The following is a 25657-nucleotide window of genomic DNA, read 5'->3' on the forward strand; positions in this document are numbered from 1 at the left end:
CGCGAGACCGCGCTCTCTTCCGATGAGGTGAGCCGAAATGGGCCGGCAACCCGTCACCAGGCCCAGCCGCCCGGGCCTCCCACCGAACCTGGACGACTACGACAAGGTCTACGACCGCTTCCGCTGGGACGACGCGCGGGCCGCCATGGACGGCCTCCCGGGCGGGCGGGGGCTCAACATCGCCCATGAGGCGGTCGACCGGCACGCCGAGGGGCCGCTCGCCGACCGGGTGGCGCTGCGCTGCCTGGACCGCCACGACCGGGTCACGGAGCTCACCTACGCGCGGCTGCGGGACGAGACCTGCCGGTTCGCCAACGTGCTGCGCGCGCTCGGGGTGCACCGGGGGGACCGGGTCTTCTCCCTGCTGGGCCGCGTCCCGGAGCTCTACGTGGCGGCGCTCGGGACGCTGAAGAACACCAGTGTCTTCTCGCCGCTGTTCCCCGCGTTCGGGCCGGAGCCGATCCGCGACCGGCTCCGGCTCGGCGACGGGAAAGTGCTGGTCACCAGCCCCGAGCTGTACACGAGGAAGATCGCCCAGATCCGGGACGAGCTGCCGGGGCTGGAGCACGTGCTGGTCGTCGGCGGCTACGAGGCACCGCCCGGCACCGTCTCCTACCAGGAGATCATGGACGACGTCGCCCCGGTCTTCGAGATACCGCCGACCGACCCGCAGGACATGGCGCTGCTGCACTTCACCAGCGGCACCACGGGGCGGCCCAAGGGCGCGGTGCACGTCCACGAGGCGGTCGTGGCGCACCACGCGACCGCGGCGTTCGCGCTGGATCTGCGGCAGGGGGACGTGTTCTGGTGCACGGCCGACCCGGGGTGGGTCACGGGCACCTCCTACGGGATCGTCGCCCCGCTCACCCACGGGGCGACGCTGCTGGTGGACGCCGCGGAGTTCGACGTGCGGCGCTGGTACCGGATCCTGGAGGAGCAGCGGGTCTCGGTCTGGTACACGGCACCGACGGCGCTGCGGATGCTCATGCGCTACGGGGCCGAGCCGGCGCGCGCCCACGACCTGTCCGCCCTGCGGTTCGTCGCCAGTGTCGGGGAGCCGCTCAACCCCGAGGCCGTCGTGTGGGGCGTGACGGCGTTCGGGCTGCCCGTGCACGACAACTGGTGGCAGACCGAGACCGGCGCGATCATGATCAGCAACTACGCGTCGATGGAGATCAGGCCCGGCTCGATGGGGCGTCCGGTGCCCGGCGTGGAGGTCGGGCTGCTGGAGCGCGGCCCGGACGGGCGCGCACGGGTGTCGGCCGACGGAACGGTGGCGGTGGCGCGCGGTCCGCAGGCCGAAGGAGAGCTCGCGCTGCGGCCCGGATGGCCGTCGATGTTCCGCGGCTACCTGCACGACGACGCGCGCTACGCCAAGGCGTTCGCCGGCGGCTGGTACCTCACCGGGGACATCGCCCGCCGGGACGCCGACGGCTACTACTGGTTCGTCGCCCGCGCGGACGACGTGATCAAGTCGGCCGGGCACCTCATCGGGCCGTTCGAGGTCGAGAGCGCGCTGATGGAGCACGAGGCCGTCGCCGAGGCGGGGGTCATCGGCAGGCCGGACCCGGTCGCGGGGGAGGTCGTCAAGGCGTTCGTGACCCTGCGGCCGGGCTACGAGGCGGACGAGGCGATGCGCCGCGAGCTGATCGCGTTCGGCCGCCGCAGGCTGGCGTCCCTGGCGCCCAAGGAGATCGCGTTCGACCGGCACCTCCCGCACACCCGCTCGGGCAAGGTGATGCGGCGGCTGCTGAAAGCGCGCGAGCTCGGGCTCCCCGAAGGGGACGTGTCGACACTGGAGCGGAGCCCATGACCAGGAAGAAGAGGACCGAGCCGGCCGGCGCCGCCGGAGGGGGCGGCGGCCGGGCGGCGGACGCGGCGGCGCGGGAGGCGGCGGCGCGGGAGGCGGCGGCGAAGCAGCGCCGCGGCCTGCTGCACGAGATGCTGCGCATCCGGCGCTTCGAGGAGCGCTGCGTCGAGCTGTACAGCGCGGCCGAGATCCGCGGGTTCATGCACCTGTACATCGGTGAGGAGGCCGTCGCCGCCGGGGTGATGCCGGCGCTCGGGCCGCAGGACGCCGTCGTCACCACCTACCGCGAGCACGGGCACGCCCTCGCGCGCGGGATCCCGGCCGAGGCGGTCATGGCGGAGATGTTCGGCCGGGTCACCGGCTGCAGCCGCGGCCGCGGCGGCTCGATGCACCTGTTCGACGCGGCGACCCGGTTCTACGGCGGCAACGCCATCGTGGCCGGCGGGCTGCCGCTCGCGGTCGGGCTGGCGCTCGCCGACCGGATGCGCGGCGACGAGCGCGTCACGGCGTGCTTCCTCGGGGACGGGGCCGCCGCCGAGGGCGAGTTCCACGAGTGCCTGAACCTGGCGGCGCTGTGGCGGCTGCCGGTCCTGTTCGTCTGCGAGAACAACCGGTACGCGATGGGGACCGCGCTCGCCCGTGAGCACGCCGAGACCGACCTGGCCCTGCGCGCCTCGTCCTACGGCCTGGCGTCGTGGGCCGTGGACGGCATGGACGTGCTCGCGGTCGCCGCGGCCGCGCGGCGGGCGGCCGAGTCGGTGCGGTGGGGCGGGGGCCCGCACTTCCTGGAGATGCGCACCTACCGGTACCGCGCCCACTCGATGTACGACCCGGACCGCTACCGCGCCAAGGCCGAGATCGAGGAGTGGAAGCGCCACGACCCGATCGACGCCCTGGCCGCGCGGCTGCGCGCCGACGGCGACCTCGGCGAGGACGACCTCACCGCGATGGACAAGAAGATCGCCGCCGAGATCGACGGCGCCGTGGAGGCGGCGCGGAAGGCGCCGCTGGAGCCGGTCGCCGACCTGGCCCGCTTCGTCTACTCGGAGAAGGCGGTGCGGTGATGACCACCACCCAGGCGCGGTCCGGCGCCCCCGCGCCCGCCGAGCACGGCGGGACCACATACCGCGAGGCCATGCGAGCGGCCCTGCGCGAGGCGCTGGCGAAGGACGAGCGCGTGTTCCTGATGGGCGAAGACGTGGGGCGCTACGGCGGCTGCTTCGCGGTCAGCCTCGGCCTGCTGGAGGAGTTCGGGCCCGAGCGGATCCGCGACACGCCCCTGTCGGAGTCGGCGTTCGTCGGCGCGGGCATCGGCGCGGCCCTCGCCGGGATGCGCCCCGTCGTGGAGATCATGACGGTCAACTTCAGCCTGCTCGCGCTGGACCAGATCCTCAACAACGCGGCGACGCTGTCGCACATGTCCGGCGGGCAGTTCGGCGTCCCGCTGGTCATCCGGATGACCACCGGGGCGGGCCGGCAGCTGGCCGCCCAGCACTCGCACAGCCTCGAAGGCTGGTACACCCACATCCCCGGCCTGCGGATCGTCGCCCCCGCGACCCTGGAGGACGCCCGCGGCATGCTGTGGACCGCGCTGGAGGACCCCGACCCCGTGCTGCTCTTCGAGCACGGGTCGCTGTACGGGATGTCCGGCGAGCTGCCGCCCGACGCGGGCGCGGTGGACATCGACCGCGCCGCCGTGCGCCGGGCCGGCGCGGACGTCAGCCTGATCACCTACGGCGGGACCCTCCACAAGACCCTGGAGGCCGCCGAGACGCTCGCCGCCGAGGGCGTCGAGGCCGAGGTCGTCGACCTGCGGTCGCTGCGCCCGCTGGACGACGCCACGATCATGGACTCGGTCCGCCGCACCCACCGCGCCGTGGTCGTGGACGAGGCGTGGCGGTCGGGGAGCCTGTCCGCGGAGATCAGCGCCCGCATCACCGAGCAGGTGTTCTACGACCTCGACGCGCCCGTCGCCCGCGTCTGCGGCGCCGAGATCCCCATCCCCTACCCCCGGCACCTGGAGGAGGCCGCGCTGCCGCAGCCGGACGACGTCGTCGCCGCCGCGCACCGGGTGGTGAGCGGCGATGCCTGACTTCACGATGCCCTCCCTCGGCGCCGACATGGACCGCGGCACCCTCACCGAATGGCTGGTCGAGCCCGGCGACCGGGTGCACAGGGGCGACACCGTCGCCGTCGTCGAGACCGACAAGGCCGACATCGAGGTCGAGTGCTTCGACGACGGCGTGGTCGACGCCCTCCTCGTCGAGCCCGGCGCCAGCGTCCCGGTCGGGACCCCGCTCGCCCGGCTGAGCTCGACGGCGGCGCCGCCGGGCGGCGCGCCCCCTCCCGCCCCTCCCGCCCCTCCCGAGCCGTCCGGCGCCGCGGCGCCCGCGGCGGGCCCGGCGCGGGAGCGGAGGAAGCCGTCCCGTGCTCCCGCGCACCGGCGGGCGGCGACCCCGCTCGTCCGGCGCCTCGCCGAGGAGCGGGGCGTCGACCTGGCGTCGGTGCACGGCACGGGGCACGACGGCAGGGTCGTCCGCGCCGACGTCGAAAGGGCGACCCGCCCGGCGGGCCGGCCGAAGGCGTCGCCCCTGGCCCGCCGGATCGCCGGTGAACTCGGCGTCGACCTGGACCGGGTGCGCGGATCGGGCGCCCACGGCGCCATCCGGGCCGACGACGTCCGCGCCGCCGCGGGCGGCCCGCGCCCGGCCGCCGAACCGCGCCCCGCCGCCGAACCGCCCCCGGCCGCCGAAACGCGGAGGGCGGCCCCCGCACGGCCCGCGGCGGCGGACAAGCAGGCCGCGATGCGGCGGGCGATCGGCGAGCTGATGGCCCGGAGCAAGCGCGAGATCCCGCACTACTACCTCGGCACCACCATCGACATGGGCGCCGCGACGGCCTGGCTCCAGGCGCGCAACCGCGAACTCCCGGTGTCGGGGCGGATCCTCCCGGCCGCGCTGCTGCTCAGGGCCGGCGCGCTGGCGGCGCGGGAGGTCCCCGAACTCAACGGCCACTGGCTCGACGAGGCGTTCGTCCCCGGAGACGGCGTCCACCTCGGCATCGTCACCGCGCTGCGCGGCGGCGGGCTGGTGACCCCCACCCTGCGCGGCGCCGACGAGCTGTCCCTGGACGACCTGATGGCCGCCCTGAAGGAGATGCTCGTCCGCGCCCGGACGGGCCGGCTGCGCGGATCCGAGCTGAGCGACGCGACGATCACCGTCACCAACCTGGGCGACCGGGGCGTGGAGTCGGTGACCGGCGTCATCTTCCCGCCGCAGGTGGCCCTGCTCGGCTTCGGCAGGATCGTCCAGCGGCCGTGGGCGGTGGACGGGCTGCTGGGCGTCCGCCCGGTGGTCACCGCCACGCTGGCCGCCGACCACAGGGCCACCGACGGCCACACGGGCGCCCGCCTCCTGGAGGCCGTGGACCGGCTGCTGCAGAGCCCGGAGGAGCTATGACACCCCGAGAGGCACGCGACCTGGCCGCCCGCTCGCTGGAGAAGGCGGCCCCCGACGTCGACGCCGCGACCGTCGGCGGCGACGCCGACCTGCGCGAGGACCTCGGCCTCGACTCGCTCGACTTCCTCGGCTTCGTCGAGGGGCTGAGCGACGGCTCGGGCCTGCGCATCGACGAGGACGACTACCCGGAGCTGGCCACCCTGGACGGCTGCGTCGCCTACCTGACCCGCCGCACCTGACGCCCGCGGGCCCTCGGCGGGGTCGGGACGAAGGTCGGTCCGAGGCGGGCCGATGCGCCCTGGAACGCCGGAGGCCCGCACCGGATGCTGGTGGGTGAACGGCCAGGAGCGAGGTGGGGGCGATGTACTCCGATCGGCGGGACGCGGGACGGCAGCTCGTTGCGAACCTGCGGCGGTACACGGGTGGGGACGTCCGGGTCCTGGGCCTCGCCGGGGGCGGTGTCCCCGTGGCGGCCGAGGCCGCCGCGCTGCTCGGCTGCGCGTTGGACGTGCTGGTGGTGCGCGAGTTCGCCGTCCCGGGGATTCCCGGCGTCGTGGGCGCGGTCGGCGAGGGCCGGGCGCGCGTCCTGGACGAGGACGCCGTCCGGCGGTCCGCGGCCGGCGAGGGGCGGATCGGGGAGCTGGAACGGGACGCCCGCGTCGAGGCGCGGGCGCTCGGGCTCCGGCTGCGCGGGGGGCTTCCGCGCCTCCCGCTGGCCGGCCGGGACGTCATCGTCGTCGACGACGGCGCGGCCTCCCGCCTGGCCGCGGAGGCCGCGTGCCGCGACGCCCGGGCGCAGGGCGCCGGGCGGGTCGTCTTCGCCGTGCCCGCGGCGGCGCCCGCCACGCTCGACCGCCTGTGGACCGTCGCCGACGAGGTGGTCTGCCCGCTCTCGCCGACGTTCTTCGTCGCCGCGAGCGACTTCTACCTGGACTTCGCGCCGGTCTCCGAGGCCGAGTCCGCCCGGCTGCTCGAACGGGCGGCCGAGCACACGGCATGAGCCCGCCCCGGCACGCCGGGGCGGGCCGACCCGCCCGCGGGGAGCGCGGTCCTTTTCCGGGGGGCGGAACGGGGCAGCATCTCGTTGAGGCGGTGTCCTCGCAGGTACGGGGCGCGGACCCGCGGTTGGGGGGATTGTTGTGAACGGTCCGATCTTGGTGGGGGTGGACGGGTCCGAGACCGGCACCCGGGCGCTGGACTGGGCGGCCGCCGAGGCCAGGGTCCGCAGGGTCGCCCTCCGCCTCCTGCACGCCCTCCCGCAGGTCCGCGGCGGCACGGCTCCCGACATCGAGCAGGGGCCCGAGTGGGGTGCGGCGCGGCGGCTGCTGGACGAGGCCGAGGAGCGGGTGCGCAGGCGGATGGAGGGCGTCGAGACGTCGAGCGAACTGGTCGTCGACGACGCGGCGAGCGCGCTGGTCGCGCGTGCCCGGGACGCGGGGCTGGTGGTCGTCGGCACGCGTGGCAGCGGCGGCCTCGCCGGGCTCGTCCTCGGCTCCGTGGCCTTCAAGGTGGCGGCGCACGCGCCGGTCTCGGTGGCGCTCGCGCCGGCCCTGCGCGAGCCGACCACCGGCCATGCCGAGATCGTCGCCGGCGTGGACGGGCCGTCCACCGGGGCGGTGCTGGCCGAGGCCTTCCGGGAGGCGGCGCTCTGGCGGGCGCCGCTGCGGGTCGTCCACGCCTTCCGGTTCTTCCAAGTCCCCGATCCGGTGCACTCCGCCGAGCTCGCCGCGCTCCTGCGGCACCACCGGCAGGCGGCGGAGCGGCGGATCGAGGAGGCGCTGGCCGACTGGCGGACCCGGTTCCCCGAGGTCCAGGTCACCGCCGAGGTGGTCAACGACAGCCCCAGGAAGGCCCTGCTCCAGGTCTCGGCCGGCGCCCAGCTCGTCGTGGTCGGCCCCCATGACCACAGGGACCCGCTCATGCCGCTGGGATCGGTCGCCTACACGGTGATCCACCGGTGCGGCCGCCCGGTCCTCATCGCCCGGCCCGCGTGACGCGCGTCCGGGCTCTTCAGACCGTCCCGCCGCGCGCCGAAGCGCCCGCGGCCTCGGGCGTCCTGCCGCGTCCGGTGCCCTGCGCGGGCACCACCGCCACCGGGCAGGGCGCTTCCTGCAGCGCGGCCTGGGTGACCGGGCCCAGGAGCGTCTGGGGTCCGGCGCCGATCCCGCGCGCGCCCATGACCAGCAGCGCCGCGCCGTGGGCGGCGCCGAGCAGGGCCCGCCGCGGAGTGTCGACCATGAACTCGGTCTCCAGCCGCACCTGCGGGTACCGGGTCCGCCAGGGGGCGATGTCCTCCTCGAACCGCGCCATGGCCTCGTGCCTGATCACCTCGGGATCGCTGAAGGGGACGCGGTCCGGTCCGCGGAACGCGGAGGGGTCCCACCAGCTGCACACGGCCGTGACGGACGCGCCGCGCAGCGCGGCCTCCTCGAAGGCGAAGCCGATGGCCGACTCGGCGCCCGGCGAGCCGTCCACCCCGACGACGAGCCGCTCGCCGTCGGGCGGTACGGGCGGCAGGTCCGGCCGGACGACGATGACCGGGCGATCGGCATGGGACGCCACCTGGACCGCGGTGGAGCCCACCGAGAGTCCCTCGAACCCGCCGTGCCCCCGCGAGCCGAGTACGACCATGTCGGCCTCCCGGGACGCCTCCAGCAGCACGGCCGAGGCCCACCCCCGGTCCAGGCGCCAGCGGACGTCCAGGCCCTCGGCGAGGCCGTGGGCCTTGCGCACGCCGTCGTCCGCCACGATGGCCCCCGCGCCGCGGAGGACCTCCAGGGTGTCCTTGTCCGGCAGACGCAACGGATAGGGCCAGTGCCAGGCGTGGCAGACCGTGAGGGGCAGGCTGCGGGACAGAGCCTCCCGCACCCCCCAGCGGAGCGCCTCGTCGGCGGCGGGCGACCCGTCGTATCCGACCAGGACGGTGCCCGTCCTCTCTCGATCGTTCATGGCCGATCCCTCCCCCTGTCGGTGCGTCCAGCCTTCCCGGCGAGGAGAAGGCGCAGGTAGGGGCCGCTGTCCCCGGTTCGGGGGACCTTCGGCCCTCCGCTTCGACCCCGGAGGCCGGCCGCCGTGGAGCGGAGCCCCCGAATTGTGGACAGGCTCGGCAAAACGCCTACAAACTCGGACAGTGCGGGCGTGGCTCGCGGCGCGGTCCGGGTAGTTCTCCCAGATGACCTACCCGTCACCTGCGCCCGGGCGCGCCTACGGATCGGGTGACGTCGCCGGCCGCGCCCCGCCCGCCCAGCAGGCCGCCGACGCGCTCGCCCGGCAGCTGGGCTCCGACGCGCAGCGCGTCGCCCGCGACCTCGCCGACCAGATCACCCGCCGGCTGTTCGCCATCGGCCTCGAACTGAACGGCGCGCTGGCCCGCATCCAGGACCCCCGAGCGGGCCAGGGCGTCCAGACCGCCCTGGCCGTACTGGACGACACCATCGCCGAACTGCGCCGCGTGGTCTTCGACCTGCGCACCGCCCCCCGGCACCCGGACGCCCCGGACCGCTGAGGCCGCGCCGGGGCGGTCGGCTACGTTGGAGCGGTGCGCGCACGAGACCTCGCCGTCGACTACCCGACCGTCACGCCGGACGACAGCGCCCTGGACGCGGCCCGGCTCGTGGCCGAGCACTCGCTCGCGGGGCTGATCGTCGTCGACCCCGACCGCCGCCCCGTCGCGGTGATCCCGGGGTCGCGGCTCCTGCGGGCCATCATCCCGCCGCACGTCCGGGACGATCCCGCGCTGGCCCGGGTCTACGACGAGCGCCACGCCGACAAGCTGTGCGCCAGGCTCGGCGACCGGACCGTCGCGGACCTCCTCGTCGAGGACCGCAAGGCGCTGCCCGTCGTGGACGCCGACGCCACCGTCATGGAGATCGCCAGCGTCATGGCGGCCGACCGCAGCCCCGTCGTCGCGGTCAGCGGCGAGGCCGACCGCACCGACGCGCCCATGATCGGCGTCATCACCGTCGCGCACTTCCTCGACCGGATCCTCCCCGACCGTCCGCCGAGCTGAGACCGCGGCCGGTGCTCAGCGGAGGGTGAGCGCCGTCTCGGACTCGACGCGGGTCAGCTTCTCGGGGTTGCGGACGTAGTAGAGCCCGGAGATGCGGGCGCCCTCCACGCGGACCGCCAGGACGCCGTCGAGTTCGCCGTCCAGCCGCAGGACGAGGGCCGGGCCGCCGTTGACCACGGCCATCTCGGTGGTGATCTTGTGCCGGACCCGGCCGGTGCCGCCGATGATGAAGCGGGCCACCTTCGCCGCCCCGGTGACGGGCCGCGGCGCGGCCTGCTTGAGGCCGCCGCCGTCGCCCATCAGGACGACCTCGGGCGCGAGCACGTCGAGCAGGCCCTGGAGGTCGCCGGTCTCGACCGCCCGCCGGAACGACTCCAGGGCCGCCCGGGTCTCGCCCGGCGAGACCGCCTCGCGCGGGCGGCGCGCGTCCACGTGCCCGCGGGCGCGGTGCGCGATCTGCCGGACGGCCGCGGGGCTCTTGCCGACCGCGTCCGCGATCTCGTCGTAGCCGACGGCGAAGACCTCCCGCAGCACGAAGACGGCGCGCTCGGTCGGCGACAGCGTCTCCAGGACGAGCATCAGCGCCATCGACATGCTCTCGGCGAGCTCGACGTCCTCCGCCACGTCCGGTGAGGTGAGCAGCGGCTCGGGCAGCCAGGGGCCGACGTAGGACTCCTTGCGGCGGGTCATCGTGCGCAGCCGGTTGAGCGCCTGCCGGGTCGTGATCCGGACCAGGTAGGCGCGCCGGTCGCGCACCTGCCCCAGCTCGACCTTGACCCACCGGAGCCACGTCTCCTGGAGGACGTCCTCGGCGTCGGCCGCGGAACCGAGCATCTCGTAGGCGACCGTGAAGAGCAGCTTGCGGTGGGCGACGAAGTCCTCGGTCGCCGGGTCGGCGGAGTGGTCGCTCATGGCATGGTCCTCCCGTTCGCGCGCTCGTTCACTGGACACCGGCGGCGGGCCGTTCGTGACGTCCGCGCGAGTGCGCTCCGTCACAGCGGCGGCGTGGCGGAGGCACGGTGCCGCCCCTCAGCGGAGGCGGTGGTGGAGGGGCGCGGCCAGCTCGATCGTGCTCATCATGAGGGCGACGGTGTAGTCGATCAGGTGGTCGCGGTCGACGTCCAGTTCGCCGCGGAACCAGGTGCTGAACAGCTCCCAGAGGCCGGCCGTCAGGGTCAGGCCGGTCAGCTCGACGTCGATGTCGGGAAGGAGGACCTGGTCGAGGGTCTCGTGGGTCTGCGCGGTGAAGATCGCGGCCATGCTCCGGAAGATCTCGATGCGCCGCCCCTGGAGCAGGGGGGACGACGGGAACGCGTGGGTCAGGATGTGGGCGCGGCGCGGGTCGCCGGTCAGGAAGTCGAGGATCGCGGTCACCACGGCGCGGGTGCGGGCCTGCGGGTGGCGGGGGGCGCCGCGGGCGGCGGACAGGATCACGTCGGTGCCCTGGGCGACCTGGTCGTCGACGATCGCCAGGAGCAGCGCCTCCCGGTCGGGGAAGTTCTCGTAGAAGTAGCGGTCGTTGAGCCCGGCCTCGGCGCAGACCTTCCGCACGGTCGTCGCGGCCCACCCCTGGGTGCCCAGCAGCTCCAGCCCGGCCGCCATCAGCGCGGCGCGGCGGCGGGACCGGCGCTGCTCGGCGGGCACGCCGCCGTAGGGGCGCGCACGGGAGGTCTCGGTCACAGCCCCGATTGTGCCGCATCCCTTGACTTCGCCCCTAATTCTGGAGACGGTACACACCAGAAATATCTGGTGTGTCGCTTCACCAGAAATCTCGGTCGCGACGAGACGGGAGCGTGAGGTCGGTGGCCACGGAGATCCCCCCACAGCTGACCATGGCGGACATCGACCTGGGCGATCTGCGGTTCTGGACCCGGCCGCTGGAGGAGCGGGCGGAGGCGTTCGCCGTGCTGCGCGCCCAGCCCGCGCCGGTGCTCTTCACCCTGCCCAAGATCCCGTTCCTCCGGCAGAGCCCGGGGTCGTGGGCGCTGGTCCGCCACGCCGACGTGGCGGAGGCCAGCCGCAACCCGGAGGTGTTCAGCAGCGAGCCCAGCGCCACCAGCCCGGCCGACATGCCCCGCTGGATGGACGGCTACTTCAACTCCATGATCGACATGGACGATCCGCGGCACGCCAAGATCCGCCGGATCGTGTCCCGGGCGTTCAGCCCGAAGATGCTCGCCAAGGCCGAGGACGACATCGCGCGGCGGGCCGCCCGGATCGTGGACGAGCTGATCGAGGCGGGCGGCGGCGACTTCGTGTCCCGGGCCGCCGCGCGGCTGCCGGTCGAGGTCATCTGCGACATGCTGGGCATCCCCGCCCGCCACCACCGGCGGGTGGTGGACCTGACCAACATCATCGTCGGCTACAGCGACGCCGAGTACGTGGGCGCCACCGTCGAGTACAGCCGGGGCACCGCGCGGATGGGCCGGCTCGGCGCGCTCCGCATGCTGGGCACGGTGGCGTCGGCGGGCATCCGGCTGCACCGGCTGGCGGCCCAGCTCGGACGCGAGCGCAGGGCGTCGCCCACCGGCGACCTGACCTCGGCGCTGGTGAACGCCAACGTCGACGGCGAGCGGCTGAGCCCGCGCGAGTTCGCCACGTTCTTCCTGCTGCTGGTGGTGGCCGGGAACGAGACCACCCGCAACGCGATCGCGCACGGCCTGAAGCTGTTCACCGACCACCCGGACCAGCGCGAGCTGCTGCTGGCCGACTTCGACGGGCGCATCGCCGGGGCCGTCGAGGAGATCGTGCGCTACAGCAGCCCCGTCATCTCGATGCGGCGCAACCTCACCCGCGACCACGAGATGAACGGGCACACCTTCCGCAAGGGCGACCGGGTGACGCTGCTCTACTGGTCCGCCAACCGCGACGAGTCGGTCTTCACCGACCCCGACCGCTTCGACATCACCCGCTCACCGAACCCGCACGTCGGGTTCGGCGGACCCGGCCCGCACTTCTGCCTGGGCGCCAACCTGGCCCGGCGGGAGATCACCGTGATGTTCCGCGAGCTGTTCACCCGCCTGCCCGACATCACCGCGGGGGAGCCCGACCGCCTCCAGTCCGGCTTCATCAACGGGTACAAGCGCCTCCCCTGCACCTTCACGCCTCCGCGGCCCCGGGGCTGAAGCGGCGGCGGGCGCCCCCGCCCCGGGCGCGGCGCGCCGGCGAAAGCCGAGGCCGCGCCCGCGGTGGTCGGTCCAGAAGGCGGGGCGGGAGCGGTTCACTGCCCGCGGGGCGCCGCCGAGCCGCTCACGGTGCCCATGTCGTCCCGTTCGTCGCCGCGGTCGTCGGCGGTGCCCCCGGACCGGGGGACCGGCACGCGCTTCTCGCGGTCCTCGCGGGCCGGCCGGGTGCGGCGCCAGCGGAGGAGGGGCTCGACGCCGCGGGCGATCAGCGGTCCGGCGATCGCCAGGATCAGCACGTAGGCGGCGGCCAGCGGCCCGAGCCGGGGATTGATGCCGGCGGACACGGCCAGCCCCGCGATGACGATGTTGAACTCTCCGCGCGGGACCAGCGCGGCCCCGGCGCGCAGGCGTCCGCGGGAGGCCACCCCGGCGCGGCGGGCGGCCAGCCATCCCGAGGCGAGCTTGGTGGCGATCCCGGCCGCGGCGAGCAGCGCGGCAACCCCGAGCACGGGGGGCAGCTGGCCGGGGTCGGTGTGCAGGCCGAAGAACACGAAGAACACCGCGGCGAACAGGTCCCGCAGCGGTGCCAGCAGGTCGCGGGCGGTGTGGGCCAGCGGGCCCGACAGGGCGATGCCGACCAGGAACGCCCCGACCGCCGCCGACACCTGCAGCTGCTGGGCCAGGCCGGCCACCAGGAGGGTCAGCCCCAGCACCTTCAGCAGCAGCACCTCGTCGGTGGGGCTCGCCACGAACCGCTCCACCAGCTTGCCGTGGCGAAGCGCGATGAACAGGATCAGGGTGATCGTGGCGGCGGCGATGCCCAGGGTGGTCGCCCCGGCGACCAGGGAGGCCCCGGCCAGCAGCGCGGTGAGGATCGGCAGGTAGGCGGCCATCGCCAGGTCCTCGAACACCAGGATCGACAGCACCGCCGGGGTCTCCCGGTTGCCCAGCCAGCCGAGGTCCCCCATCACCTTGGCGGTGATCCCGGAGGAGGTGACGTAGGTGACGCCGCCGAGCGCCACCGCCGCCACCGGCCCCCAGCCCATCACCAGCGCCACCGCCACCCCCGGCGTGGCGTTGAGCAGCAGGTCGGCGAGCCCCGCCGGAGCCGAGGTCCGCAGCGTTCCGACCAGTTCCCCGGCGGTGTACTCCAACCCGAGGGTGAACAGGAGCAGGATCACCCCGACCTCGGCGCCGAGCGCCACGAACTCCTCACTGGCGCCGAGCGGCAGGATGCCGCCTGAGCCGAAGGCCAGCCCCGCCACCAGGTACAGCGGGATCGGGGAGATGGAGAAGCGGACCGCCATCGCGCCCAGCAGGCCCAGCGCCAGGACGATCGCGCCCAGTTCGATCAGTTGTGTCGCAGCGTGCATAGATCCCTCTCACCCGCCGTGCAGGATGGCCGCGACGGCGGCCGTTCCCTCGTCGGTGCCGACCACCACCACGACGTCCTCGGCGCGGAACTCGAAGTCCGGTCGCGGGCTGGCGATGACCTCGCCCTCGCGGACCACCGCCACGATCGAGGCGCCGGTGCGGGTCCGGGCCCGGGTGTCGCCCATCCGGCGGCCCACGTACGGCGAGGCGGCCGTGAGCGGGATCTGCTCGGTCATCAGGCCGTCGACCTGCCGGTTCAGCTCGGCCAGCCGTTCCACCACGCGGCCGGTGCCCAGCAGCTCGGCCAGGGCGTTGGCCTCCTCGTCCGCGAGCGCCACCGACACCACGCAGGTATCGGGATCGTCCTTGTCGTAGATCACCAGATCCCGGCGGCCGGTGCGGTGCGACACCACCCCGATCTGGCGGCCCCGCCCGGTGGTGAACACATGCCGCAGCCCGATGCCCGGCAGCGATGTCCGCTCGACGTCCATGGCCCTCTCCTGTTTGCTCCGTGATCTCCGTGGCCGGCCCGGCCGCCCCTGATCGCCGCCAATGAGGTTCCGAACATGATTTCAGAGCCGACCGGAACACGACATTAGGCGAATTCCACGGCGGCCAGTGCAGCTCACGGACGGGGCGAGGGCCTCGCCAGCCCTCTTCCGGGTCCCTCCGTGACCGGCGGCCGGGCCTGGATCGCGGGCGGTCGGCCGTCGCCGCGCTCGTGCGCGAGCCGGTGCCGGCGCAGGGGGCGGTTGGAGAGGCCGACGGAGACGACGGCGGCCGCCGCGGCCAGACCGCCCGCGAGGAGGGCCACCGGCGCGGAGGTGAGGGACGCGAGGAGCCCGCCGCGGAAGTTGCCGATCTCGGGGCCGGCGACGCCGATGACGTGCTCGACCGAGGAGACCCGGCCCCGGTAGTGGTCGGGCGTCTCGATCTGCACCAGCGCGCCGCGGGTGACCACGGCCACGGTGTCGGCCGCGCCGGCCGCGGCCAGGCAGCAGAGGGCGAGCCAGAGCGGCCCGGCCAGGCCGAAGCCGGCGAGGGCCAGGCCCCAGACCGCGGCCGCGACGAGCTGGACCAGGGCGCTGCGGCGGAGCCGGGTGACCGTCCCCGAGAGCAGGCCCGCCGCGAGCCCGCCGACCGCGAGCGCGGACAGGAACAGCCCGAGCGTCCGGGGATCGCCGCCGAAACGGAGTTCGTTGACCACGGGGAAGAGCGCGACGGGCATGGCCAGGACGGTGGCGGCGAGGTCGATGCTGAAGGACCCGCAGAGGATGGGGTGCCGGAAGACGATCGCCCAGCCTCCCGGAAGCGGCCCCCGACCGGGCCGTCCCGCCTGCGGGGAGCCGTCCGCGCGCGGCGCGGGCATCGCGGGCAGCCGGAGCACGGCGGCCAGCGACGCGGTGACGGCCAGGGCCTGGATCGCGTACGCGGCGGGGTAGCGCCACTGCGCGAGCACGACGCCCGCGATCGCGGGCCCGACCAGCATGGCCGCCTGGAAGGCGATGTTCTGCAGCGCGAGCCCCGCGGCGACCTGGTCGGCGGGCAGCAGCCGGACGGGGAAGGTGCGCCGGGCCGGGGCCCCGAGCGCCGCGCAGCCGGCGCCGGCGGCGACCAGGGCCAGCAGCAGCGCCACCGACCGGTTGCCCGCGGCGGCCTGCGCCGTGAGGGCCAGGGCCGCGAGCGTCTGGCCGCCGGTGGTGGCGCGGACGAGGCTCCTGCGGTCCATGGCATCGGCCAGCGTCCCCCCGACCAGGCCGAGGACGAGCATCGGCACACCCGTGGCGAGCCCGATGGCCCCGGTCCACAGCGGGCTGCGGGTCAGCTCCCACACCTGCTGCAGGACGGCGACGACGGCGATCTGCCCGCCGATCGAAGCGAGGGACGACCCGAGCCACAGGTCGCGGAACGCCCGGCTGCCGCGCAGCGGACGGACGTCGACGACCGTCTCGCGCCAGACCACGGCTACGGCTCGGCCGGGGCGGCCGGAGGCGCGGGATCGGGGGGCGGCGCCTCCAGGCGGGAGAGGATCCGGTCCCGCATCGGCCGCCGGGCCAGCGCGCGCTCCAGTTCGGCGACGACGCCGCTGAGCGGATGGGGCACCTCGTCGTCGAGTTCGGCGACCGCCGCCTCGGTCGCGCGCCATTCGGCCTCCAGGAAGGGGACGAGGCCGCGACCGCGGTCGGTCAGGGTGACGCGCCGCGTGCGGGCGTCCGCGCCGGGCTCGGAGTCGACCAGTCCCTCGCGGCGCATCGCCGCGATCGTCTGGCTCATCGCCGAGTGGGAGCGGTCCAGCGACTCGGCCAGTTCGCGGATCGTCAGCGGGCCGGTATGGGCGAGCCGGATCAGGGGGTAGGCGAACCGGGGGCGGACTCCCCGGATGCCGCGCTCGGTGTACAGCGATTCGATCTGGGCGTCGATGCCGGCCAGCAGGGCGAACAGGCCGCTCCACCGCCCGGGTGCCGCGGTCGGGTCCGAAGATGTCACAGCGCTAATATAACAGCGCTAATACTCACCCGACCTGGCCGCGGGGGCGCGCCGAGACCTGGAGGGGAGGCGCCTCCCTCTGCCGGGGGAGGCCGGCCGGCCGGTCGCGGATGAGGCTGTGCCCTGACGTTCGTCGAGGCGTTGAGAGCGAGGGATCACATGACGGAAGCGCCGGCCGGCCGTGCCCTGCCGCTGACCGGATGGTGGCGGCGGTGGCCTTCGTGGGCGGGATATGCCGCAGCCGGATGCGCCGCACTGTACGGAGCGGCACTCCTGGGCGGCGCGCTCGCGGGACGCCTCTCGGTGGTCGGCGTGCCCCGCTCGGCCCTGCCCGCGACCGCCGTGCTGCTGGTCGGCGCGGTGTTCGCGGCCGCCACCGTCCGCCCGTGGGGACGGGCGCTCCCGGTCCGGGTCGTCTCCGCGGGAGTGTGGACCGCGGCCGCGTCGGCCTTGGCCGGCAGCTGCTTCGTGCTGCTGAACCTGGTCGAGCTGGCGCTGACGGGCTCCGTCCGCGACCGCGGCGGGGACGGCGACTGGTCGGGCTTCGCCGAGCGGCTGTGCTTCGCCGCGGTCGGTGCCCTCTTCGCGGCCTCGGCGGTGTCGTGGCGACGCCGGACGGCCTCGGCCTGCACCCGCTGCGGACGGGTGCACGCCCGGCGGACGGCGGGCGTGGAACGTCCGGCGCCCCAGGCCGCGCCGCGCAGGGTGCGCTGGACCGCCTACGCCGGCTGCGCGGCGTTCGCGCCCTACTTCACCCTGCACGCTTTGGGCACTCTCGGCGGCTGGGCCGAGGTCAAGGACCACTACACCGACGGGCCACGCCCTTACATGCTGCTGGTCCTGCTGCTGCTCATCGGCCTCGCGGATTTTCTCCTGCTCGGCCTGGTCCGCCCCTGGGGCATGGTGTTCCCGCGCTGGGCGCCGTGGCTGGCGGGCAGGCGGGTGCCCAGGTTCCTCCCGCTGGCGCCGGTCTGGCTGGTCGCCCCGACGCTGGCCCTGTACGGCGCGGGAGGCATGGTCTTGGGGATCCTCCTCGACACCGGGGTCGTCGGCTCCGACCCTCATTGGCCGTCTCTCGGCGAGGCGGCCTCGCTGGCCTTCGGGGGATACGGCTGGGCCCTGGCCATCGCCGCCGTGTCCTACCAGCTCCGCACCCGCCCCCGCTGCGCCGTCTCCCCGGCGTATCGCTAAAAATGGTGAATTTCGAAGAACGGCCTATTTCTGGCCACTCGCGGGAAACAGGTTTCCGGCACATGGGACGCCATGCGTTCCGGTAAAGAATGATCTCGCATTGCGCAGCGATATCGGCAATGCGGGCGTCTCGTCGCGAGCCTGTGTTCAGATGAGGCGGAAGAAGGATCACTTCGGACCCGCGTGGGGGGACAACGGCATGAGGCATCGGGGAGCTTGCATTGCGGCGGCGGTCGGTGTCGCCGCCGTCGTCGCGTCGTTCGGTCACGCGTCGGCCGCGGACCGGCGTCCGGGACCGGTGCTGGCCGAGGAACCGTTCACCGGGGCCACCGCGGATTCGCGCTTCATCGGGTACGGGTCGGCCTGCCTGACGGGCGCGCGGCGCGGGGACCCCCCGGCGGAGGCCGCGAACCATCCGCTCGGGGGCTGCCGCCGGGATCCGGTCGGTCCCGTGCCGCCGGGCGGCGCGGCGCCCCGCGGATACCTCCAGCTCACCGACGCCCACGTCGAGCAGACCGGCGCCGTGATGTTCGACTCGCCGATCCCGGCGAAGGACGGCCTGGAGGTGACCTTCGAGCAGTGGCAGTACGGCAACACCACGCGGGGGCCGGCTGACGGGATCTCGTTCTTCCTGACCGACGGCGCCCGGCGCCTCGCCACGCCGGGCGCGTTCGGCGGAAGCCTCGGCTACGCCCAGAAGCAGCCGGGCGGCAGCCCCGACGCGCAGTTCGTCCCGGGAGTGGACGGCGGCTATCTCGGCATCGGCCTCGACGTCCTCGGGGAGTACTTCGGCGACGGAGAGGGGCGCGGGAACGGCTGCGACCGCCGTTCTCCCGCCGGGACGGCGTTCCGCCCGCCCGCTCCCGGCCCCAACATCGTGACCGCGCGCGGCCCCGGAAACGGCACCACCGGCTATTGCCTGCTCGCCGCCTCCACCGAGAATTCCACGCGCAACGGCCCTTGGCGGTCGTCGCTTCCGGGCCGGCTCCACGGCGACCTGAAGAAGATGCCCGCCAATGCCACCCCGGAAAGGGCCGAAAAGCTCCTGGAACCGGTGAAGCGGATCGTCCGCGTGGCGATCTCACGCGGACGGAACCCGGTCGCGACGGTCGACATCGACTTCCGGAACGGCGACGGTTTCAAGCGGGTGCTGAGGTTCGCCGCTCCGAAGCCCGTCCCGAGCACCGTCAAGTTCGGTTTCGCCGCGTCCACGGGACCGCTGACCGACGTTCAGCTCATCCGCCGGGTGGTCGTGCGCTCCCAGGGACGCTAGCCGGGGCGGCGGCTCAGGCGAGCGCGGCGACACCTTCGTACTCGCCTTGGAGCGCTTGGCCCGTGGTCTCGTATTCGAGGAGCAGCAGGCCCTTCGGGGTCGCCTCGTGGTGGACGAGCCGCAGACCGGTCGGGACGCCCGGCGCGTCCAGCAGGCGCCGGCCGGCCCGCAGCACTGCGGGTGCCACCACGAGGCGGAGCGTGTCGACCAGGCCGGCCGACAGCAGCGCGTCTCCCAGCCGGGCGCTGCCGTGCACCTGCAGTTCCCGCCCCGGCCGCGCCTTGAGTTCCGCGACCGTCTCGACCGGATCGCCCGCGAGGACGGTGGTGGGGTCCCAGGTCCCTTCGGGGAGGGTGTTGGACACGACGTACTTCGGCAGCGTGTTCATCCGTTCGGCGAACGGGTCGGCCGGGTCGGTGATCTTCGGCCAGTCGCGCGCGAACGCCTCGTAGGTCCGCCGGCCGAGGAGCAGGCCGTCGGCGAGGTCGAGCCAGTCGGAGACGCGCCGGACGAACGCCGGGTCCAGGTGGGGGACGAGCCAGCCCCCGCGGGCGAAGCCGCCCGTGGTGTCCTCGTCCGGCGAGCCGGGGCCCTGGCTGACCCCGTCGAGCGTGACGAACTCGGTAAGGGTGATCTTCATCGTGCGGTCGTCCTCTCGGTGAAGGCGGCCAGCTGGCCGGCGACCGTGCCCCAGCCGTCGGCGAAGCCGAGCTCGTGGTGGTGGGCGCGGGCCTCCGGGTCGCCGTGCCGGACGACGAGCCGGTAGTCGGTGCCGTCCGGATGGTCGTCCAGCGTGATCGTGGCGGTCATCGGGACCGGCGCGGGGTGCGCGGGCCGCCATGTGCTGTCGACCGCGTTGGTGAACACGATCCGGCGGGCCTCCTCGACGGCGAGGAAGCACGCGTCCATGTGCGGGACGAACGCGGACCCGTCCTCGCTCAACCGCGTGACGAACGCCCCGCCGGGCCGCGGTTCCAGGCGGTCCACCACGCAGCGGGCCGGGGCCGGGACCCACCACTGCGCCAGCTGGGACGGGTCCGTCCAGGCGCGCCAGACCGCCGCGCGCGGTGCGCGGATGATCCGCTCCAGGCCGAGGTCGAGTTCGGGGTTCATTGCCTTTCCTCCGGGTCGGTGACGAACTGGTCGAGGCGGTCGGTGCGCCCCTCCCAGATCCGGCGCTGCTCGGCGAGCCAGTCGTCGACGAGGGCGAGCCGTTCGCGGTTGAGCGCGCAGGTGCGCACCCGGCCGGACTTGACGGTGCGGATGAGCCCGCTCGATTCGAGGGTCCGCACGTGCTTCATGAACGAGGGGAGTGTCATGGGGAACTCGCGGGCGAGGTCGCCGACGCTCGTGGGCCCGCGGCCGAGGCGCCGCACGACGGCGCGCCGGGTCGGGTCGGCGAGGGCGACGAACACGCCGTCCAGTTCCGCCGAATACTGTGCCATGTGGCTAAGTATTGCGTCCCCGCGATGGTTAGCGCAAGGGCTAAGTATCGGGGGGGTGCGCGGCACCGGCCGAGGCCGTCGAGCCGACGCCGCGAGAGCGGCCGTGGTCAGCGGGTGGTCGGCACCCGGAGGAAGCGCGAGTGGGAAGCCGTCCGCTCGTGGTGCGGGATGGCGGCTATGGCCAGGACCGACAGCGCGAGGGCCAGGAACGCCGGCCTCCTGTCGCCGGGCCAGGGCTCCCCGAGCAGCAGCGACCCGGTCGTCAGGAGGCCCACGTTGACGGCGAGCGCGACGCCGGTCAGCGGCCGGGCGTGCATCCCGCCGCGGCGGAGGTCGCCCGTGAGGAGGCCCAGGCACGGCACCAGCAGGGACGGCAGGGCGACGGCCACCACGACGGGGGCGGGCGGTGCGGTCCTGGTCAGGAGCGGCGCGTCCTGGCCGGTCGGCGCGGCATGGACGAACAACGCCGTCGCGGCGGCGAGCAGGGCCACGCATGCCCATTCGCGCGGGGTGAGGCGCTCGCGCAGCACGGGAACCGCCAGCACGAGCAGGATCGAGAGCCCGGCCAGCAGCATCGGCTGGGCCTGGAACAGCGACAGGCCGTGCAGGGCGGCGGTCTGGACGGCGGCGCCGGCGCCGATCACGACGGCGCCGAAGAACCACATCCGGCTGCCCGCCAGCGCCCATGCGAGCCGCCAGGGCCGGTCGCCGCGCAGGGGAGGCATGGCGGCGGCGGCCATCTTGCACCAGGCGAGCCCGCAGAAGTAGATGCCGGTGGACAGGAAGGGCAGGGACTGGAACCCGATGTGCGGGATGTTCATGGCACGACCTCCCAGGCCGCCCGCGGCCCTGGCCTGTCGGCGCGCTAGGCCGGGCCGCGGGCGGCGGCTCACTGGAGGAACCGGCCGGACTACGGCTTGGCCGGGTCGTACAGGTCGAAGAAGTTGGCCTCGCCGCGGTCGAAGCGGCGGTCGTCGTCGTCGAAGAAGCCCTTGAACTCGTTCGGCTGGTAGAGCTTGAACAGCTTGGCCGGGGTGCCGTCGGCGCCGGAGGCGTCCAGGATGGCGTTGGCGGCCTTGCGTCCGGCCTCGTTGGCGCCCTCCATGGTGGCCAGGTTGATGTCGGCGCGGACGTAGTCGGAGGCCAGGAACAGGTTGGGCAGGGCGGTGGCGGCCTCGGGCCGGTAGTTCCAGGAGCTGGGCCTGTTGATGAGGAGGGGCTCGTCGTTGGCGACCTGCGGGGTTCCGTTCCCCGTGATGGCCGGGTCGATGAAGTAGGAGTGGATGTTGGCGTCCTGGAGGATGATCCCGTTCCAGGGCAGGGCCTTGCGGAGCTGGGCGACGACCTCCTTGAAGATCTGGTCGGAGGTGCAGTCCTTGGCCGCCTTGCCGTACAGGATGCCGGGCTTGTCCCAGGCGGACAGGTCGATCGACAGGCACTCGTTGACTTGGCCGTTGCCGTAGGTCGTGCCGAACTTCTTCTTCCAGAACTGGGCCTGGCTGATGGAGGTCAGCGCCCACGGCTGCCCGGCGTAGGCGACGTGCCCCTTGGCCAGGTCGATCGGCTGCCGCAGGTAGATCATGATCCCGTTCATCCAGTCGGTCGTCAGCTCGCGCAGCGACTTCAGGCTCGGGTCGACGGCCAGGATCTGGTCGTTGAGCAGCGGCACGGCGCGCTCGACCGGCACCGCCAGCACGTAGTAGTCGGCGTCGACATTGCTGGTGCCGGATGCGCCGGTGATCTGCGCGCCGCTGATCTTCTTGTCCGTGACGTCGAGCCGCGTGAGGGTGGCGTCGGACTGGAAGGTCACGCCGAGCGACTTGAGGTAGGCCACCCACGGGTCGATGAGCGCCTCGTTGGTCGGGGCGTTCAGCAGCCGGTCGGGCGCCTTGTAGCCGCCCAGGCCGAGGGTGCTGTAGACCCACGCCTCCGCCATCAGGCCCATGGTGTGGGCGTTGGCCTTGTCGGGCTTGGCCGCCACGAGGGTGCCGGTGAACATCTCCACCAGCAGCTCGTTGTAGGCCTTGGACATCTTCTCGGCGTGCACGAACTGGGAGAAGCTCATGTTCTCCCACTGCTGGTAGCGGCGCTTGGGTCCGCTGGTGACGAACGCGATCATCTTCTGGAGGAAGTAGCCGACCTCCACCGCCGGGACGGCCCCGGCCACGTTGAGCGCGGTCTGCAGGAACGCCAGCAGCGAGTCCGGGCTGAGCGTGCCGATGATGCTGCCCTTGGCGGGCAAGGTGAACTTGGTGCCCTTGTAGAACGCGGCGACCTGGTCGCCCGCGACAAGGTTGTCGAAGGCCTTGCCCCCGCCCGGCAGTGGGATCCGGGACATGGTGTCGGGGAGGTTCTGGTAGAAGCCGGGGAAGAACCGGAACCCGTGCTCGGCGGGCAGGTCCTGCCGGCCTCCGCTCGCGGTGTTCGGGACGGGCATGCTGCGGCACTTGCCGCCCCAGGCCTTGCGCTCGTAGATGGTCACCTGGAAGCCGCGCTCGGCCAGCTCGTGGGCGGTCGACAGCCCGCCCATCCCGCCGCCGAAGATCGCGACACGGCGTCCGGCGGCCGCGCGGCCGGTCCGCGGGGCGCGGCGGGCGGCGGGGACGGCGGCCTGCGCGGCCCCGGAGCCGAGGGCTCCGGCGGCGGCGACGGCTCCGGCGGCGGCGATCGCTCCGGTGACGAACTGGCGGCGGCCCAGCCCGCCGCCGGCGCCCGGTTGCCCGCTCGCCGGCGGCTCGCTCTGCGACGACGGGGTCTGCGATGGAGTCCTGTCCTCCACGGCGCACTCCTTGGGGGTGGTTGCTAACCGACACTCATGTCGGTTGCGGATGGCCCCTCACTATGAGCACGCCGCCGCGCGGCGTCAACCCCTTCGCGTGATCTCGTTCCGGGGGGGGCGCGCCGGGTCACCGCGGTCTGCCGAGTCCGTTCCACAGCAGCCTCACCACGCCTTCGACCAGCAGGGTTCTGGGCATTTCGGGATTGCGCTCCCACCACTGGGCCACCCCGTCCAGGCCGGTGATGACGAGCTCCACCATCGCCTCGGCGATCGGTTCGCGGGGGTCGACGCCCATCGCCCGCATATCGTCGGCGAGCAGGGCGGTCACCGCCTGGGCCCGGGACTCCCGGATGCCCTGGCGGACGATCCGGATCTCCGGATCGTCCTCGTTCGCGTGGTCGAAGAGAAGTCTGCGCCCGGCGGACCCGGTTTCGGTGAAGCTGAAATACGCGTCGATGGTCGACCGCATCCGCTCCTCGGCGGGTCCCATCGCGGTGATGCGGGCGCCGACGTGACTCATCAGCGCCGTGTTCTGCTCCTGCATGACGGCCAGCAGCAGGCCGCGCTTCGACGGGAAGTGGTCGTACACCACCGTTCGCGCGACTCCGGCGTGAGCGGCGATCTCGCTCAGCGACGTGCCGTGGTAGCCCTTGCCGGCGAAGAGCTCCAGTGCCGCTGCCGTGAGGAGCGCCCGCCGCGCCGGCCCCCGCATCCGCGTCCTTGGCGGATCTTTCCGCATCGTCTTGACTCCCGTCCTCCGGTGCGGTCACCCTAACCGACATGAGTGTCGGAAAAGCGCGAGCCGCGGACGCCGGACGGCCGCCGCGGCGCGGAGGCGGGCCCGAGACCGGCCGCCGCCCGGTCTCGATCGCCGTCGTCGGCAGCGGGTTCAGCGGGATCGGCCTGGCCATCGCCCTGAAGAAGGCGGGCTTCGAGGACATCACGATCTTCGACAGGGCCGACGGGCCGGGCGGCGTCTGGCGCGACAACACCTATCCCGGCGCCGCCTGCGACGCGCCGTCCCACCTGTACTCCTACTCCTTCGAGCCCAAGCCCGACTGGGCGCGCCGGTTCGCCGAGCAGCCCGAGATCCTCGCCTACCTGCGCCACTGCGCCGACAAGTACGGCCTGACGCCGCACTTCCGGTTCCGCACCACGGTCACCGACGCCTACTTCCACGCCGAGACCGAGCGCTGGCGCCTGCACACGAGCGACGGCGAGGTCCACGAGTTCGACCTGTTCGTCGCCGCATGCGGGCAGCTGTCCAACCCGTCCGTGCCGTGCCTGCCCGGACAGGACCGGTTCGGCGGGACGATGTTCCACTCAGCCCGCTGGAAGCACGACCACGACCTGGCGGGCAGGCGCGTCGCCGTGGTGGGCAACGGGGCCAGCGCGATCCAGTTCGTCCCGCTCATCGCCCCCGCCGCCGAGCGGCTGACGGTCTTCCAGATCGAGGTGCACTGGATCAGCCGCAAGCCCGACCGGCTCTACCCGCGCTGGCGGCACGCCCTCAACCGCCGCCTGCCCGCGGTGCAGCGGCTCTCGCGGCTGGGCGTGTTCCTCTGGTTCGAGTGCGTCCTCAACCCGGCGCTGATCTCCCCGCGCGGCCGCCGCGTCCTGTCGCTGCCCGTCCGCCTGCTGTGCCGGTACGCGCTCCGGTCGGTCCGCGATCCGCAGCTCCGGCGGCGCCTCACGCCCCGCTACGAGCCGGGCTGCAAGCGCATCCTCACCTCGAGCGAGTACTACCCGACGCTCAACCGCCCGGACGTCGCCGTGGTGGACAGCCCCATCGTCGAGCTCGCCCCCGACGGGGCCCGGACCGCCGACGGCGGCCGCCACGTCTTCGACACCCTCATCTGGGCCACCGGGTTCCGCTCCCAGGACTTCGTCGCGCCGATGCGCGTCTTCGGCGCCCACGGGCAGGAGCTCAACGCCGCCTGGAAGGACGGCGCCCGCGCCTACCTCGGCCTCGCCGTCACCGGCTTCCCCAACTTCTTCCTCATGTACGGGCCGAACACCAACGTCGGGTCCGGCTCCATCGTCCACATGCTCGAAAGCCAGGCCGCCTACATCGTCCAGGCGGCCCGCCTCCTCGCCGGAGGGGTGACCTCGATGGACGTCCGCGCCGACGTCCTCGACCGCTTCGACGCCGCCGCCCAGAACCGGCTGGCCACCTCCGTCTGGAACCAGGGCGGCTGCGACAGCTGGTACCTGGACGCCGACCACCGCAACACCAACAACTGGCCGGGCTCCATGACCGGCTACCGCCGCCGCACCCGCCGCCTCGATCCGACCGACTACCACCTCGCACACTGACGGAAGGGGACCGCCATGGCCGGCCTCGGCGCCAGCGAAACGCTCATCATCCTGGCCGTCGTCCTGCTGCTCTTCGGTTCGGCGAAACTCCCGCAACTGGCCCGCTCGCTCGGACGCTCGGCACGCATCCTCAAGACCGAGACCCAGGGGCTGCACGACGACGAACCCGCCGACCGCCCGGCCGAGGGCGGCCCGCAGCCGGCCGACGCACGGGAACACGCCGCACGGCTGCGCGAGGAGGCGGCCCGCCTGGAACGCGAGGCCGGCCCGCAGCCGCCGCCCGGACGGCGGGCCGCCCTCCCGCCCGGACGGCGACCGAGCGCGAGCGCTCCACCTGCCGGATACAGCGAGACCGAACGAGCGGGCTAGCGGGATCCCCTGCCTCATCGC

The 25657-nt window shown here is 73.9% G+C and carries 27 protein-coding genes; 14 read left to right on the forward strand and 13 right to left on the reverse strand.

Features of this window, described 5'->3' with window-relative positions:
• The first annotated feature begins 37 nt into the window (after positions 1-37).
• The 7 genes from acsA to AB0C21_RS17225 all read left to right on the forward strand — a co-directional run bounded on the left by acsA (position 38) and on the right by AB0C21_RS17225 (position 7262).
• Positions 38-1813 (forward strand): acetate--CoA ligase, encoded by a 1776-nt coding sequence (gene acsA / locus AB0C21_RS17195; RefSeq protein WP_500205092.1) that lies wholly within the window; start codon positions 38-40, stop codon positions 1811-1813.
• Positions 1810-2874 (forward strand): pyruvate dehydrogenase (acetyl-transferring) E1 component subunit alpha, encoded by a 1065-nt coding sequence (gene pdhA / locus AB0C21_RS17200; RefSeq protein ID WP_500205093.1) that lies wholly within the window; start codon positions 1810-1812, stop codon positions 2872-2874. Before acsA ends, pdhA begins: the two co-directional genes overlap by 4 nt.
• Positions 2874-3902, forward strand: a complete 1029-nt coding sequence (locus tag AB0C21_RS17205) for an alpha-ketoacid dehydrogenase subunit beta (RefSeq protein WP_500205094.1) — start codon at positions 2874-2876, stop codon at positions 3900-3902. Before pdhA ends, AB0C21_RS17205 begins: the two co-directional genes overlap by 1 nt.
• On the forward strand, positions 3895-5268 hold the full coding sequence (locus tag AB0C21_RS17210; protein WP_500205095.1) for a dihydrolipoamide acetyltransferase family protein: 1374 nt from the start codon (positions 3895-3897) through the stop codon (positions 5266-5268). The genes AB0C21_RS17205 and AB0C21_RS17210 overlap by 8 nt, the downstream gene beginning before the upstream one ends.
• The gene (locus AB0C21_RS17215; RefSeq protein WP_149257012.1) at positions 5265-5507 is read left to right on the forward strand and encodes an acyl carrier protein; all 243 of its coding nucleotides are present in this window, start codon (positions 5265-5267) and stop codon (positions 5505-5507) included. The genes AB0C21_RS17210 and AB0C21_RS17215 overlap by 4 nt, the downstream gene beginning before the upstream one ends.
• 122 nt (positions 5508-5629) lie before the next feature.
• Positions 5630-6268 (forward strand): phosphoribosyltransferase, encoded by a 639-nt coding sequence (locus AB0C21_RS17220; protein WP_500205096.1) that lies wholly within the window; start codon positions 5630-5632, stop codon positions 6266-6268.
• A 157-nt stretch (positions 6269-6425) separates the two neighbouring features.
• Positions 6426-7262, forward strand: a complete 837-nt coding sequence (locus AB0C21_RS17225) for a universal stress protein (protein ID WP_500205336.1) — start codon at positions 6426-6428, stop codon at positions 7260-7262.
• 16 nt (positions 7263-7278) lie between these two features.
• On the opposite strand, the gene AB0C21_RS17230 is transcribed toward AB0C21_RS17225, so the two are convergent.
• Positions 7279-8217, reverse strand: a complete 939-nt coding sequence (locus AB0C21_RS17230; protein WP_500205097.1) for a universal stress protein — start codon at positions 8215-8217, stop codon at positions 7279-7281.
• 223 nt (positions 8218-8440) lie between these two features.
• Here AB0C21_RS17230 and AB0C21_RS17235 point away from each other — a divergent pair, with 223 nt between their 5' ends.
• Positions 8441-8773 carry a histidine kinase gene (locus AB0C21_RS17235; RefSeq protein ID WP_500205098.1) on the forward strand — a complete coding sequence of 111 codons (333 nt, stop codon included), beginning with the start codon at positions 8441-8443 and terminating at the stop codon, positions 8771-8773.
• A gap of 33 nt (positions 8774-8806) precedes the next feature.
• On the forward strand, positions 8807-9277 hold the full coding sequence (locus tag AB0C21_RS17240) for a CBS domain-containing protein (protein WP_200841634.1): 471 nt from the start codon (positions 8807-8809) through the stop codon (positions 9275-9277).
• Positions 9278-9292: 15 nt separating this feature from the next.
• Here AB0C21_RS17240 and AB0C21_RS17245 read toward each other — a convergent pair whose 3' ends face one another.
• On the reverse strand, positions 9293-10189 hold the full coding sequence (locus tag AB0C21_RS17245; protein WP_500205099.1) for an RNA polymerase sigma-70 factor: 897 nt from the start codon (positions 10187-10189) through the stop codon (positions 9293-9295).
• A gap of 117 nt (positions 10190-10306) precedes the next feature.
• Entirely contained in the window at positions 10307-10957 is a 651-nt protein-coding gene (locus AB0C21_RS17250; RefSeq protein ID WP_500205100.1) for a TetR/AcrR family transcriptional regulator, read from the reverse strand.
• Between the two features lie 152 nt (positions 10958-11109).
• Here AB0C21_RS17250 and AB0C21_RS17255 point away from each other — a divergent pair, with 152 nt between their 5' ends.
• Complete coding sequence (locus tag AB0C21_RS17255; RefSeq protein ID WP_500205338.1) at positions 11110-12402, forward strand: cytochrome P450; 1293 nt, start codon at positions 11110-11112, stop codon at positions 12400-12402.
• Positions 12403-12497: 95 nt separating this feature from the next.
• On the opposite strand, the gene AB0C21_RS17260 is transcribed toward AB0C21_RS17255, so the two are convergent.
• The 4 genes from AB0C21_RS17260 to AB0C21_RS17275 all read right to left on the reverse strand — a co-directional run bounded on the left by AB0C21_RS17260 (position 12498) and on the right by AB0C21_RS17275 (position 16263).
• Positions 12498-13775, reverse strand: a complete 1278-nt coding sequence (locus tag AB0C21_RS17260) for a cation:proton antiporter (RefSeq protein ID WP_500205101.1) — start codon at positions 13773-13775, stop codon at positions 12498-12500.
• Positions 13776-13784: 9 nt separating this feature from the next.
• On the reverse strand, positions 13785-14267 hold the full coding sequence (locus AB0C21_RS17265) for a cation:proton antiporter regulatory subunit (RefSeq protein ID WP_149257001.1): 483 nt from the start codon (positions 14265-14267) through the stop codon (positions 13785-13787).
• Positions 14268-14401: 134 nt separating this feature from the next.
• Positions 14402-15739 (reverse strand): MFS transporter, encoded by a 1338-nt coding sequence (locus tag AB0C21_RS17270; protein WP_500205102.1) that lies wholly within the window; start codon positions 15737-15739, stop codon positions 14402-14404.
• Positions 15740-15741: 2 nt separating this feature from the next.
• Positions 15742-16263, reverse strand: a complete 522-nt coding sequence (locus tag AB0C21_RS17275) for a MarR family winged helix-turn-helix transcriptional regulator (protein ID WP_500205103.1) — start codon at positions 16261-16263, stop codon at positions 15742-15744.
• Between the two features lie 159 nt (positions 16264-16422).
• Between AB0C21_RS17275 and AB0C21_RS17280 the strand changes: the two genes are divergently transcribed.
• Both AB0C21_RS17280 and AB0C21_RS17285 read left to right on the forward strand, forming a co-directional pair.
• Positions 16423-17454, forward strand: a complete 1032-nt coding sequence (locus tag AB0C21_RS17280) for a hypothetical protein (RefSeq protein ID WP_500205104.1) — start codon at positions 16423-16425, stop codon at positions 17452-17454.
• 199 nt (positions 17455-17653) lie between these two features.
• Positions 17654-18727, forward strand: coding sequence for an L-type lectin family protein (locus AB0C21_RS17285; protein WP_500205105.1), 1074 nt, complete (start codon positions 17654-17656; stop codon positions 18725-18727).
• Between the two features lie 13 nt (positions 18728-18740).
• Here AB0C21_RS17285 and AB0C21_RS17290 read toward each other — a convergent pair whose 3' ends face one another.
• The 6 genes from AB0C21_RS17290 to AB0C21_RS17315 all read right to left on the reverse strand — a co-directional run bounded on the left by AB0C21_RS17290 (position 18741) and on the right by AB0C21_RS17315 (position 23663).
• On the reverse strand, positions 18741-19367 hold the full coding sequence (locus AB0C21_RS17290; protein ID WP_500205106.1) for a dihydrofolate reductase family protein: 627 nt from the start codon (positions 19365-19367) through the stop codon (positions 18741-18743).
• Positions 19364-19840: an SRPBCC domain-containing protein gene (locus AB0C21_RS17295; protein ID WP_500205107.1), complete on the reverse strand. Its 477-nt coding sequence runs from the start codon at positions 19838-19840 to the stop codon at positions 19364-19366. Before AB0C21_RS17295 ends, AB0C21_RS17290 begins: the two co-directional genes overlap by 4 nt.
• A complete protein-coding gene (locus AB0C21_RS17300; protein ID WP_500205108.1) occupies positions 19837-20172 on the reverse strand; it encodes an ArsR/SmtB family transcription factor in 336 nt (111 codons plus the stop codon). The genes AB0C21_RS17295 and AB0C21_RS17300 overlap by 4 nt, the downstream gene beginning before the upstream one ends.
• Positions 20173-20279: 107 nt before the next feature.
• Entirely contained in the window at positions 20280-20993 is a 714-nt protein-coding gene (locus tag AB0C21_RS17305) for a hypothetical protein (protein ID WP_500205110.1), read from the reverse strand.
• 89 nt (positions 20994-21082) lie between these two features.
• Complete coding sequence (locus AB0C21_RS17310; protein ID WP_500205111.1) at positions 21083-22951, reverse strand: hydroxysqualene dehydroxylase; 1869 nt, start codon at positions 22949-22951, stop codon at positions 21083-21085.
• A gap of 127 nt (positions 22952-23078) precedes the next feature.
• Positions 23079-23663, reverse strand: a complete 585-nt coding sequence (locus AB0C21_RS17315) for a TetR/AcrR family transcriptional regulator (protein ID WP_500205113.1) — start codon at positions 23661-23663, stop codon at positions 23079-23081.
• A 68-nt stretch (positions 23664-23731) separates the two neighbouring features.
• Between AB0C21_RS17315 and AB0C21_RS17320 the strand changes: the two genes are divergently transcribed.
• Both AB0C21_RS17320 and AB0C21_RS17325 read left to right on the forward strand, forming a co-directional pair.
• A complete protein-coding gene (locus tag AB0C21_RS17320; RefSeq protein WP_500205114.1) occupies positions 23732-25267 on the forward strand; it encodes a flavin-containing monooxygenase in 1536 nt (511 codons plus the stop codon).
• 15 nt (positions 25268-25282) lie between these two features.
• The gene (locus AB0C21_RS17325) at positions 25283-25636 is read left to right on the forward strand and encodes a twin-arginine translocase TatA/TatE family subunit (RefSeq protein ID WP_500205116.1); all 354 of its coding nucleotides are present in this window, start codon (positions 25283-25285) and stop codon (positions 25634-25636) included.
• The last annotated feature ends 21 nt before the right edge of the window (positions 25637-25657 follow it).

The organism is Spirillospora sp. NPDC049024, from assembly GCF_040649235.1.
In the GTDB taxonomy this organism is placed as follows: Bacteria; Actinomycetota; Actinomycetes; order Streptosporangiales; family Streptosporangiaceae; genus Spirillospora.

Excerpts from the sequence above, each read along its gene's own strand:
- acsA (WP_500205092.1), top strand. The coding sequence starts at position 38 with ATGGGCCGGCAACCCGTCACCAGGCCCAGCCGCCCGGGCCTCCCACCG.
- pdhA (WP_500205093.1), top strand. The coding sequence starts at position 1,810 with ATGACCAGGAAGAAGAGGACCGAGCCGGCCGGCGCCGCCGGAGGGGGC.
- AB0C21_RS17205 (WP_500205094.1), top strand. The coding sequence starts at position 2,874 with ATGACCACCACCCAGGCGCGGTCCGGCGCCCCCGCGCCCGCCGAGCAC.
- AB0C21_RS17210 (WP_500205095.1), top strand. The coding sequence starts at position 3,895 with ATGCCTGACTTCACGATGCCCTCCCTCGGCGCCGACATGGACCGCGGC.
- AB0C21_RS17215 (WP_149257012.1), top strand. The coding sequence starts at position 5,265 with ATGACACCCCGAGAGGCACGCGACCTGGCCGCCCGCTCGCTGGAGAAG.
- AB0C21_RS17220 (WP_500205096.1), top strand. The coding sequence starts at position 5,630 with ATGTACTCCGATCGGCGGGACGCGGGACGGCAGCTCGTTGCGAACCTG.
- AB0C21_RS17230 (WP_500205097.1), bottom strand. The coding sequence starts at position 8,217 with ATGAACGATCGAGAGAGGACGGGCACCGTCCTGGTCGGATACGACGGG.
- AB0C21_RS17235 (WP_500205098.1), top strand. The coding sequence starts at position 8,441 with ATGACCTACCCGTCACCTGCGCCCGGGCGCGCCTACGGATCGGGTGAC.
- AB0C21_RS17245 (WP_500205099.1), bottom strand. The coding sequence starts at position 10,189 with ATGAGCGACCACTCCGCCGACCCGGCGACCGAGGACTTCGTCGCCCAC.
- AB0C21_RS17255 (WP_500205338.1), top strand. The coding sequence starts at position 11,110 with ATGGCGGACATCGACCTGGGCGATCTGCGGTTCTGGACCCGGCCGCTG.
- AB0C21_RS17260 (WP_500205101.1), bottom strand. The coding sequence starts at position 13,775 with ATGCACGCTGCGACACAACTGATCGAACTGGGCGCGATCGTCCTGGCG.
- AB0C21_RS17265 (WP_149257001.1), bottom strand. The coding sequence starts at position 14,267 with ATGGACGTCGAGCGGACATCGCTGCCGGGCATCGGGCTGCGGCATGTG.
- AB0C21_RS17280 (WP_500205104.1), top strand. The coding sequence starts at position 16,423 with ATGACGGAAGCGCCGGCCGGCCGTGCCCTGCCGCTGACCGGATGGTGG.
- AB0C21_RS17285 (WP_500205105.1), top strand. The coding sequence starts at position 17,654 with ATGAGGCATCGGGGAGCTTGCATTGCGGCGGCGGTCGGTGTCGCCGCC.
- AB0C21_RS17290 (WP_500205106.1), bottom strand. The coding sequence starts at position 19,367 with ATGAAGATCACCCTTACCGAGTTCGTCACGCTCGACGGGGTCAGCCAG.
- AB0C21_RS17295 (WP_500205107.1), bottom strand. The coding sequence starts at position 19,840 with ATGAACCCCGAACTCGACCTCGGCCTGGAGCGGATCATCCGCGCACCG.
- AB0C21_RS17300 (WP_500205108.1), bottom strand. The coding sequence starts at position 20,172 with ATGGCACAGTATTCGGCGGAACTGGACGGCGTGTTCGTCGCCCTCGCC.
- AB0C21_RS17305 (WP_500205110.1), bottom strand. The coding sequence starts at position 20,993 with ATGAACATCCCGCACATCGGGTTCCAGTCCCTGCCCTTCCTGTCCACC.
- AB0C21_RS17315 (WP_500205113.1), bottom strand. The coding sequence starts at position 23,663 with ATGCGGGGGCCGGCGCGGCGGGCGCTCCTCACGGCAGCGGCACTGGAG.
- AB0C21_RS17320 (WP_500205114.1), top strand. The coding sequence starts at position 23,732 with ATGAGTGTCGGAAAAGCGCGAGCCGCGGACGCCGGACGGCCGCCGCGG.
- AB0C21_RS17325 (WP_500205116.1), top strand. The coding sequence starts at position 25,283 with ATGGCCGGCCTCGGCGCCAGCGAAACGCTCATCATCCTGGCCGTCGTC.